This window comes from Vibrio sp. V12_P9A6T4 (assembly GCF_963874835.1).
Taxonomy (GTDB): domain Bacteria; phylum Pseudomonadota; class Gammaproteobacteria; order Enterobacterales; family Vibrionaceae; genus Vibrio; species Vibrio anguillarum.
Map to the genome: position 1 here is coordinate 1 of NZ_CAWNJO010000100.1, position 8,875 is coordinate 8,875.

The window sequence follows — 8,875 nt, forward strand, 5'->3', positions numbered from 1 at the left end:
GCCTAAACCGTAATCGTTTTGGGCTTTTTTTTTGCCAAATAGTAAATATTGATTAGACTGAACTAAGTGGATGTGTAAAAAAGCTATAGATTTTTTGTAACTTGGCGATAACTAACTATAACCACAACAATGATAATTAATTTGGCATCAATGAGGGATACTTATGAAGTTTAGCCAAAAAATAGTTGCAGCTTCTTCTGCACTTCTGCTTGTTACCGTCTCGCTTATTTCTATTCAGCAACTGAGCATTGTTCGCTCGGAAATAGAATCCCTAGTTACAAAAAGTCTGAGTGAAATGGAAGCTGGGGTCAAAAACACCATTGTTTCTGAAATGGAAAGTAAAAAAACCTTGGCTCAATCGACGACTGAAGTGATTGAGCTTGATCCGCTAAACCGGGATTACGTTAAAAACATTCTTGAAAAACCGAAGTTGAAAAAAAGCTTTTTAGCCATAGGGTTAGGGTATGAATCCGATGGCAAAGTGGTGGAGAATGATGACGGTTGGGAACCAAGCGCCGATTACGATCCTCGTAAGCGCCCTTGGTTTGTGGATGCTAAAGCATCGAAAAAGCTTATCGTTACAGCGCCGTATGTCGATATTTCTACCAAAAATGTGATCATTTCTATTGGTACGCCTATTTACGATCAAGGTCGATTCTCTGGTGCCATGTTCTACGATATGGAATTGACGGGTTTAGCTGAATTGGTGAACTCTATTAATTTATTCGATGCGGGTTACCTCTTTATTGTTTCAGGTGACGGAGCGACGATTGCCCACCCTGATACCAAAAATAATGGTGAGAAGTTATCGACTTATTTACCACAAGTGACTCTGAAAGAGGGGGACCAACAGATTGAAATTGATGGTACCCGTTATCTCGTCAGCTTCACTCATATTCCAAGTGAGAACTGGTACATCGGTGCGATTGTTGATGAATCCATCGCCTTCAATGCGATTGGCGTATTACGCAATAGCTCTATTATCTATACGTTAATTGGGCTTGTGTTGAGTGTGATTGGCTTGACGCTACTGATTAAAGTGTTAATGCGTCCATTAGGTGTGCTCAATGAAGCGATTCAAGATGTCGCCTCAGGGCAGGGGGATTTAACCAAACGCTTGGATACTAATACGGACCAAGAGTTTGCTCAACTCGCATCAGGGTTTAATACCTTTACTGAGACGCTGCAAAAGCAGATCACGCAATCAAAAGCGATTGGTGAAGAGATCATGCGTGGCACAGAGCTCACGGTGCAAGGTGCTCATGAGTCAGCAGAAGCGATGCGCACCCAGTTACAAGAGTTAGAGCAACTAGCCACTGCAATGCACGAAATGGCAGTGACATCGACAGAAGTTGCCAATAATGCGCAAGGTGCAGCAGCAGCGGCGAAAGAAGCCGATGAAGCAACGCAAGATGGTTCCAGTGTGGTCAGTGAAACGACATTGTCGATCGACAATTTATCGGCCCGCATTGACCAAGCGGTGGAAGAGGTGAAAGGCCTAGAGTCCGCGACGGCAAATATTGAAACTATTTTGAAAGTGATTAATGACATTGCTGATCAAACTAACTTGCTTGCCTTAAACGCGGCGATTGAAGCGGCTCGAGCGGGTGAATCTGGCCGTGGCTTTGCCGTTGTTGCTGATGAAGTGCGTACACTAGCTCAGCGCACTCAGCAATCGACCACTGAAATTCGTAGTATGATTGAGCAATTACAAGCAGGAGCGAGTTCGGTTTCTTCGGCTATGAATGAAAGTAAAACGACGGCTGTTGATGCGGTAAATAAAGCGAAAACAGCAAATTCGGCATTGAACCGTATTCGTGATGCGATACAAGTGATTTCGGACATGAATATCCAAATTGCATCTGCGGCAGAAGAGCAAAGCCTTGTGGCTGAAGAGATCAACACCAATACAGTGAAGATTAAAGATTTGTCGACGCAAGTGGCACAATCTGCTGAAGAAGCCAATATCGCAATGCAGGTTCAAACGGAAAACGTTCGTGAGCAAGATGCTCTGCTCAATAAGTTCATTGTGTAATTACACATCAACTTTTGATTAGCCGTGTTACAAAAATGCCAGTATTAAGAACTGGCATTTTTTATTTCAGTCGAGCTTTGATTATTGGGCGTTTAGATAATCAAGTACCACTTCATGGTGATCTTTGGTTTTGAATTTATCAAAAACCTGTTCAATGATACCTTGCTCGTTGATTAAAAAGCTAATCCGGTGTAGGCCATCATAAACTTTGCCCATGAACTTCTTCTCACCCCATACGCCGAACTGCTCAGCAACCACGTGGTCTTCATCGGATAATAAAGTAAAGTTTAAGTGATCACGTTCAATGAACTTTTCTAAACGCTTCACGGGATCGGTGCTGACTCCGAGTACCACTACGTTATGAGCATCGAGTTCTGCTTTTACATCTCGAAGGCCTTGAGCCTGAACGGTACAACCTGGTGTCATGGCTTTAGGATAAAAGTAGAACAACACCTTTTTCCCTGAGAAATCAGCAAGGGAAACGGTATTTCCATCTTGATCTAAAAGTGAAAAAGCAGGTGCTGGCGTGCCTGCAGTAAGCGTTTTCATTATTCTTCCTTTTTTATTGACTGTTTTTTATAAAGTTGAGCGAACCTTGTACATCCAGTGTCTTGCATAAACTGTCAAATTCTTCTTGTAGTTGCATTAAGTTACACCCTGAATCGACACTGGCGGTAATGGCAATATGAAATTGGTCGTGATCAAGATGTAACTTCGATTTATGAATCGTCTGCGCACTCAGTGAAGCCATACCAATATTACGATTGGCAAAAAATTGAGTGAATTTCTCTGTTAGGCCAATTTTGTCTTCAGACTCAACAAACACTTCAACCGTATAGGCATTATCTTGATAATCATGAGGTGATGTACGTTTCATGATGGTGATGAGATCATGTTGTTGGCCTAATAAAGGTAAGGTTGTCTCTACTCGGGTGATGTGGTTTGTATTGCCAGAGACCAGCATGATGAGCGTGAACTCTTTGCCAAATAAAGCAATTCGGCTATCGATGATATTGCAGCCTGATTGCGTAACTAAACGTACCACTTCATTACAGATACCAGGGCGGTCTGTCCCTACAGCAGTGATCACTAGATGCTGAGTCATAATATCGCTTCACTTTTATCGTTTTGGGCATGTTATCACAGTTAAATTATAGAGGAACGGTGGTGGAATAGCTTTTTAAGAACTCCGTCTTGAAAATAACGTGTTGTTGACATCGACATATTCAGATCCGCTATAAAGTTTGCCCTTAATTGATGTTGTTTGTTAAACCTCTAACATCTGATAAATATTCATCCAAATGGGCTGATTAAGCGAATTTAATCCCTTGTGTTTTTCAATCGCCTTACAGTACCATGCAGAAAGTAACAAATTAGGGAGATGGACATGTTTTCAGGAAGTATCGTAGCGCTCATTACACCGTTTAATCATGATGGTGAGGTTGATTTTGTTAGTTTGAAGAAGCTGGTGGACTTTCACGTGACAGCCGGAACTGACGCCATTGTTGCCGTCGGAACAACGGGTGAATCTGCCACGCTAACCGTTGAAGAGCATGTCAAAGTTGTCGCAAAAACCGTCGAGTTTGCCGAAGGACGTATTCCTGTGATTGCGGGAACGGGTGCGAATGCCACTCATGAGGCGGTAACGTTTAGCCGTTTATTAAATAACACAGGTATTGCTGGCTGTTTAAGTGTGACTCCTTATTACAATAAACCAACCCAAGAAGGTTTATTTCAACACTACAAAGCAATTTCTCAAGAGACTGATATCCCTCAGATTCTCTATAATGTACCAGGCCGTACAGCGGTGGATTTGCGTCCTGAAACCGTCGCTCGCCTTGCTGAAATTAAAACGATTGTCGCTTTGAAAGATGCAACGGGTGATTTGAGCCGAGTGGCTCTTCATCGTGAGCTTTGTGGAAAAGACTTTATTTTATTAAGTGGCGATGACGCGACGGGTTTGGAGTTTGTTAAATTAGGTGGACAAGGTGTTATTTCGGTGACGAATAATATTGCCGCTAAAGATATGGCGCAGATGATGCACTTAGCATTAGAAGGCCGATTCGACGAGGCTGAGCTTATTAATCAACGTTTGATGCCTTTGCATAAAGGTCTGTTTGTTGAGTCGAGCCCGATCCCAGTGAAATGGGCTGCTCACAAAATGGGATTGATTACAAATGGTGATCTACGTCTACCTTTGACTGAACTGTCTGAACCTGTACGTTCAACGGTTGCCCAAGCCATGACCGAAGCTTGTATCTTCTAAATCGATTCAATATTGTGCCGAGGCTTTTTCCTCGGCAGTCTAGGAGTTTGAATGAAATTTACTCATCAGCTAGTTATCAGTTCACTAGCTGTTTTTGTTTTAAGCGCATGTGCTGGTAACGCTTCTCAGCGTCGCCAAGCAAAAGATGATTTTGCTTATTTAGAAACCCCGGCTCTAAAAGAGTGGCAACTTCCTGAAGGAGCCACTCCGCAGTTTTACCCTAATTACCAGATCCCTGAAGGTGACTTCCAAGGTGGCATTGGCCGTACTGTGGATATTCGTCCTCCTCAACAAGTCTTAGAATTGATCCCTGGCGCGCGTGCCGAGCGCCAAAATGGCGAAGTAACATTATGGATGATCAAGCAAGATGAAGCCGACAAGGTGTGGCAAACTGCGTTAGCCATGCTTAAAGAGCGAAATATTGGTATCGCTGCACAAAGTGAAAACCAGATTGATACTGATTGGGTGACTTGGATTTCCGAAGATGAAGAAGTTGAGATTGGTAGCCGCTACCAAATCTCACGGGTGATGGCGAATAATCGTTTTGGCTTTAAGATTTCATTGACTGGTTGGCGTGAAGGTGGCAAAGAGATGACAGTGAGTGCCACCAATAAAGAGCGTTATAATGCGTTCATGACCAATTTGGTCACGGCTCGTTACGATACCGATCTACGTCAAGAAGCAGCACGTAAAGCTCAACAGTTGGTTAAACAGATCCCCATTACGATGGGCAGTGACCGTAGTGGTTTCCCTGTAATTATTGCTCGTACCTCTTACGATGTTCTGTGGCAACGTTTGCCTAATCTTATGCCGCAGATCGGTTTTACGCTCGAAGAGCGCAACCAATCTCAAGGTACAATAAAAGCGAAATACTCCGCGCCAGATGACGCCTTTTGGCAAGACATTGGCGTGAAACCTATCTCGCTAAAAAGTGGAACTTACACCTTCTTGTTAGGTGATCTAGGTAACCGTACCTCGATCAACGTGACCAATTCAGCCGGCAAGCCGGTGGAAGAAGAACTACTGAAAGATATGGTACCTGTACTGTCGGCGATTGCCGAGCGTCAGTAATTGTGATGACGAATCCATGAAAAATAAAGGGACGAAAGTCCCTTTATTTTTGCTCTGAATCTGAGTCTTCGTGCTTATCAAGTTCGTTGAGTTTATCCAGATCACTCTTTTTCCCTTTCAAGCCAAATTTCATGTTAGCCGTGTATTTCAGCGCGGCAATATTACCGATAAACACCGCTAAGATTACAATAGTGATAACCCAAGGGTTGGTAATGAATTCCATATTAGGACTCCGGTTGGCTGATGTTAACAATGTACTGAGTGTAGATCCGATCTAAGTTCTCTTGTACCGTCGACACACCTAGGAGCGGCATGTTTTCAAGCTGTGTCGCCAATATGCTTGGCGTCAACAGGTCAAGGCAGTCTTTAGCCGCTGTTTTGTGGCTAATATGCCAAGGTTCAAACGCAACACCGCCTTTCTTTCCTTGGTAGGGGAAGAAAAAACCAAACTTAGGTAAATGCTCTTTCATCCATTGATAAAAAGGAGCTTGGTGGCCTGAGAGATATTCCCACGGTTCAAGCTTGAGCGTGACACCTGTCGGTAATGCTTTGCGATCAAAAACATCAAAGTCACACCCCCAATGGTGGCGGCTACTACCGGGCAGCGCTGACCAGCGCAAAATCGTGAATATCTTTTGTTCTTCGCTTAACTGAGCAGGGTTTACCGGTTGACTGTTATTATCCAGTAATTCGGCTTGCCCTGACATTTTCCGATTCCAGATGTTCAGTTGGCGTTCAAAATCACGAAACCCACTGGCGATATGGAAATCAAAACCAGCGTCGTCAGCCGCTTGCTTTAGATCGAGCAAATCTTGGTTCACCCCGGGGTGAACCAAGAAAGATTTCTGCCCAATCAGCACTGATGTTAAATGGGAGTCGGTTTGTCCGGTCAACTGCTCTGGAGTCATGGGTTACACCAATAAATTCTCTAGGGTTTTTTGGTACATATCCGTCAGTTTCTCTAAATCGGCAATCTTAACGCACTCGTTAACTTTATGAATTGTCGCGTTAACAGGACCAAGTTCGACCACTTGTGCGCCCATCTGGGCAATAAAGCGTCCATCAGATGTGCCCCCTGTCGTCAATAGCTCTGGGGATTTGTGGTTCACCTCATCGACGGCTTTAACGACGGCAGTCAGTAATGAGCCCGTGTCGGTCAAGAAAGGTTGGCCGCTTAATGTCCAGCGTAATTCATAATCCAATCCATGGGCATCTAAGATAGAATGCACGCGGCGCTTGATCTCTTCATCGGTTAACTCGGTACTGAAACGGAAGTTAAACTGCACGTCAAACTCACCGGGGATGACGTTTGATGCTCCCGTGCCAGCTTGCAAGTTTGGAATTTGGAAGCTGGTCGGTGGGAAATAAGCGTTCCCTTCATCCCATTTTATTGCCGCAAGTTCGGCTAACGCTGGCAAGGCTTGGTGAATCGGGTTATTGGCAAGGTGAGGATAAGCAACGTGTCCTTGAATCCCTTTTATTTGTAGATCGCCTGTAATTGAGCCACGACGGCCATTTTTTATCACATCGCCCACATTTAATGTACTCGATGGCTCACCGACGATACACATATCAATTGGCTCATTACGCGCCATTAACGTATCGACTACGCGAGTGGTGCCATTGATGAATGGCCCTTCTTCATCTGAAGTGATCAAAAAGGCAATCGAACCTTGATGGTTAGGGTGCTGTTCAATAAAGCGCTCGACAGCGACAACCATGCAAGCAAGCGAGCCTTTCATATCTGCCGCCCCGCGCCCATGCAAATAACCATCAATTACAGTCGGTTCAAACGGCGCTGTATGCCACTGCGCTAAAGGACCCGCGGGAACCACATCCGTATGGCCGGCAAAGGCAAAAAGAGGCGATTGAGTGCCGCGGCGAGCCCAAAAATTAGTGGTATCTTCAAAGACCATTGTTTCCACTTCAAACCCTAGTGCTTGTAAGCGTTTAATCATCAGGTCTTGGCAACCTGCATCCTCAGGAGTTACTGATTGGCGACTAATGAGATCTTTTGCGAGCGCCAGTACAGGGCTGTCTGTCATCCTTGAAATCCTTGTATTAAGAGAAAATAGCAGCGTATTGCTGAGCATTAAAACCGAGATGGTAATGGGTATCGACCAATAAGATAGGTCGTTTGATCATAGCTGGTTGTTCAACCAACAAAGTCACAACACTGTGAGCATCTAACGACTCTTTTTGTGACGGCGTGAGCTGACGAAAGGTTGTACCGCGTTTATTGAGTACATTTTCCCAACCAAGCGCTTGGCAAAACTGAGCCACGAGCTCGGCATCAATACCTTGTTTGCGGTAGTCATGGAATTGGTAATCCACCCCCGCAGCTTCCAACCATTTCCGTGCTTTTTTAATGGTGTCGCAGTTGGGAATGCCATACATAGTGATCGTCATAAAAATCCTTGTTGAGGCGTATTATTTTTTTAATGGTCAAATCCTATCAGGAAGCGCTGTGGCTTACAAAATAGAGATGCTTTTATTTCGTTGTTTAAAAAAAAATGTGTTTCAGTTGCTTACGATTGGAAAGTTATTGATCGAACGCAACACTCTAAATGTGAAAACAGAAATAATGAAGCGGCACAGTAATAGGAGGTGTCAATGGAACTGAGTCCTGTTTTTGCAAGGCGACTGTATTTAGCTTTGTTAGTAGAAAGCCTTGAAAGACCAAACGTGCCCAAACTCATCGAAAAAACGGGGTGGCCTCGCCGTACGATTCAGGATGTCCTGAAAGCACTGCCAGGAATAGGGATTGAACTGATGTTTGTTCAAGATGGAAGGCGTCACAATGATGGTTACTATCAACTCTCTGATTGGGGGCCATTTGATAGTCAATGGGTATTAGATCGTCGCTGTGATATTGCGACTAGCCTTGGATTTAGTGCATAAGCCAGCATTTGCTGGCTTTTTTTATTGTCATCCCTAAACCACCGCCTTGGGCGGTGGTGATTGAACCTTGGGGCTATTGCCCGAAGAAGTGCCCATGTTAGAAGTAAACCTCTTATTCACCACAAGTAAGAGGAAACAAAAAACATGGGCGACTACAGAAGTTCATCACATGTCCATTGGCGTTGTAAATACCACATAGTTTGGACGCCGAAATACAGATTCAAGATCCTGAAAGGTAATGTAGGAGCTTTATCGCTCAATCTATATTTTATGCAATATGAAAGATTGTGAGGTATTGGAACTAAATGTTCAGCCGGATCATGTTCATCTGGTTGTGATAGTTCCACCAAAAGTTTCTATCTCAACGTTGATGGGAGTGTTGAAAGGACGTTCGGCAATTCGGTTGTTTAATAAATTCCCCCATATAAGAAAGAAGCTCTGGGGGAATCATTTTTGGGCAAGAGGTTACTTTGTCGATACGGTTGGCGTAAATGAAGAAATCATCAGACGGTACGTCAGACACCAAGACAAGAAAGATCAATAATATGAGGCGCAGTTAGAGTTGAAGATGAACTAACAGCGCGAGGATGCCCCCTTATAGG

The 8,875-nt window shown here is 44.0% G+C and carries 10 protein-coding genes and 1 pseudogene; 5 read left to right on the top strand and 6 right to left on the bottom strand.

What is annotated here, in order from left to right; all coding sequences use genetic code 11:
• Positions 1-163 precede the first annotated feature (163 nt).
• On the top strand, positions 164-2,035 hold the full coding sequence (locus AACQ42_RS15425) for a methyl-accepting chemotaxis protein (RefSeq protein WP_064625783.1): 1,872 nt from the start codon (positions 164-166) through the stop codon (positions 2,033-2,035).
• A gap of 81 nt (positions 2,036-2,116) precedes the next feature.
• Here AACQ42_RS15425 and bcp read toward each other — a convergent pair whose 3' ends face one another.
• Together bcp and AACQ42_RS15435 are read right to left on the bottom strand one after the other, a co-directional pair.
• Positions 2,117-2,584, bottom strand: a complete 468-nt coding sequence (gene bcp, locus AACQ42_RS15430) for a thioredoxin-dependent thiol peroxidase (protein WP_094165197.1) — start codon at positions 2,582-2,584, stop codon at positions 2,117-2,119.
• A 13-nt stretch (positions 2,585-2,597) separates the two neighbouring features.
• Positions 2,598-3,140 carry a glycine cleavage system protein R gene (locus AACQ42_RS15435; RefSeq protein WP_013856284.1) on the bottom strand — a complete coding sequence of 181 codons (543 nt, stop codon included), beginning with the start codon at positions 3,138-3,140 and terminating at the stop codon, positions 2,598-2,600.
• A gap of 282 nt (positions 3,141-3,422) precedes the next feature.
• Here AACQ42_RS15435 and dapA point away from each other — a divergent pair, with 282 nt between their 5' ends.
• Both dapA and bamC read left to right on the top strand, forming a co-directional pair.
• Entirely contained in the window at positions 3,423-4,301 is an 879-nt protein-coding gene (dapA, locus tag AACQ42_RS15440; protein ID WP_026028067.1) for a 4-hydroxy-tetrahydrodipicolinate synthase, read from the top strand.
• A 51-nt stretch (positions 4,302-4,352) separates the two neighbouring features.
• Entirely contained in the window at positions 4,353-5,372 is a 1,020-nt protein-coding gene (bamC, locus tag AACQ42_RS15445) for an outer membrane protein assembly factor BamC (RefSeq protein WP_094165199.1), read from the top strand.
• 43 nt (positions 5,373-5,415) lie between these two features.
• Here bamC and AACQ42_RS15450 read toward each other — a convergent pair whose 3' ends face one another.
• From AACQ42_RS15450 to AACQ42_RS15465, 4 genes are read right to left on the bottom strand one after another with little or no spacing between them, the layout of a single operon-like run.
• The gene (locus tag AACQ42_RS15450) at positions 5,416-5,625 is read right to left on the bottom strand and encodes a DUF2897 family protein (protein ID WP_013856288.1); all 210 of its coding nucleotides are present in this window, start codon (positions 5,623-5,625) and stop codon (positions 5,416-5,418) included.
• Positions 5,597-6,280 carry a M15 family metallopeptidase gene (locus AACQ42_RS15455; RefSeq protein WP_094165201.1) on the bottom strand — a complete coding sequence of 228 codons (684 nt, stop codon included), beginning with the start codon at positions 6,278-6,280 and terminating at the stop codon, positions 5,597-5,599. The genes AACQ42_RS15450 and AACQ42_RS15455 overlap by 29 nt, the downstream gene beginning before the upstream one ends.
• A 3-nt stretch (positions 6,281-6,283) precedes the next feature.
• A complete protein-coding gene (dapE, locus tag AACQ42_RS15460) occupies positions 6,284-7,417 on the bottom strand; it encodes a succinyl-diaminopimelate desuccinylase (RefSeq protein WP_017045749.1) in 1,134 nt (377 codons plus the stop codon).
• Positions 7,418-7,433: 16 nt separating this feature from the next.
• A complete protein-coding gene (locus tag AACQ42_RS15465) occupies positions 7,434-7,781 on the bottom strand; it encodes an ArsC family reductase (protein ID WP_017047857.1) in 348 nt (115 codons plus the stop codon).
• A 204-nt stretch (positions 7,782-7,985) separates the two neighbouring features.
• On the opposite strand from AACQ42_RS15465, the gene AACQ42_RS15470 reads away from it, so the two are divergent.
• On the top strand, positions 7,986-8,273 hold the full coding sequence (locus AACQ42_RS15470; protein WP_010318729.1) for a winged helix-turn-helix domain-containing protein: 288 nt from the start codon (positions 7,986-7,988) through the stop codon (positions 8,271-8,273).
• A 144-nt stretch (positions 8,274-8,417) separates the two neighbouring features.
• A pseudogene (gene tnpA, locus AACQ42_RS15475) lies at positions 8,418-8,817 on the top strand (IS200/IS605 family transposase).
• The last annotated feature ends 58 nt before the right edge of the window (positions 8,818-8,875 follow it).